The sequence below is a fragment of the Azospirillum sp. B506 genome (assembly GCF_000333595.1).
GTDB lineage: Bacteria > Pseudomonadota > Alphaproteobacteria > Azospirillales > Azospirillaceae > Azospirillum.
On sequence record NZ_BADK01000847.1, the window covers coordinates 1 to 1,229 of the forward strand.

The 1,229-nt window shown below is 70.5% G+C and carries 1 protein-coding gene; it reads left to right on the forward strand.

What is annotated here, in order from left to right:
• The first annotated feature begins 28 nt into the window (after positions 1 to 28).
• Positions 29 to 1,114 (forward strand): lytic transglycosylase domain-containing protein, encoded by a 1,086-nt coding sequence (locus I71_RS26375; protein WP_042700978.1) that lies wholly within the window; start codon positions 29 to 31, stop codon positions 1,112 to 1,114.
• Positions 1,115 to 1,229 lie beyond the last annotated feature (115 nt).

Here is a 1,229-nt window from a genome sequence, read left to right on the forward strand (position 1 = left end):
TCGGGCTTACCAACGATAGAACTGAACGATGACCGGGGGTTCCGTGCGTCGCCTGAAGCCGTTGCTGACCTGCGCCGCCTTGACCGCCCTGCTGAGCGCCTGCGCCAGCGGCGGCGGTTCACATCGCGTTGCCTCGCCGGCGGAAATCGACGCCCATGTCGCTGAGGCCTCCAAGCGCTTCGACATGCCGGAGCTGTGGATCCGGGAGGTGATCCGGCAGGAGAGCGGCGGGCGCACCACCGTCAACGGCCAGCCCATCGTCAGCAAGGCCGGCGCCATGGGCCTGATGCAGGTGATGCCGGCGACCTATGAGGAAATGCGGCGCAAGCACAATCTCGGCTCCGATCCCTTCGACCCGCATGACAACATCATCGCCGGCACCGCCTATCTGCGCGAGATGTACAACCTGTTCGGCGCGCCGGGTTTCCTCGGCGCCTATAATTGCGGACCGGGCTGTTACGGCGATTATCTGGCCGGCAAGCGCAGCCTGCCCGGCGAGACCAGGCGCTACATCGCGTCGGTCGGACCGCGGCTGAACCGCACCCCGGCGCCCAACGGCTCCGATATCGTGCTGGTCAGCGCGCCGCCATCCACCTCGTTGGATTCACCGCCGGATTATGGCTCGCCCTACGCCCGGCCGTCCTCGTCCTATTCAGCGCCATCGAATCCAGCGCCATCGAATCCGGGCCAGTCCTACACGCCGCCGGCCGCCGGCAGCCGGCCGGCGCCGAGCCGGGCGCCGATCGCCGTGGCGGCCCTGCCTGCTCCGGCCCAGACCGTCCGCGTGGTGGCGCCCGACACCTCCACCCCCGATGCCCCGGCACCACGGCCGGTGGCGACGATGGCGGGTGCCGCGACCGCGGGCGGCGGGGTGTGGACGGTGCAGCTCGGCGCCTTCCGTTCACCCGACGACAGCCAGCGCGTGATCGACCGCGCCCGCAACTCGATGCCGGTGCTGTCGCGCTCGCAACGGATCGTCCAGGCAGTGGACACCCAGACCGGCCCGCTCTACCGCGCCCGCCTGTCGGGACTGTCGCAGCAGGACGCGGCCAGCGCCTGCAACGGGCTGGTCAACCAGGGCATGGCCTGCTTCGTGGTGGCGCCGGGGGCCTGACCGGCCCCCGGACACAGGCCGATCAGCCTTCGGTGACGCGGCGGCAGCGGCGCTTGATCAGGGCCAGCGCCTCTTCCGCACGGTCGCCGGTCAGATCGAAGCTCCGCTCGTCCAG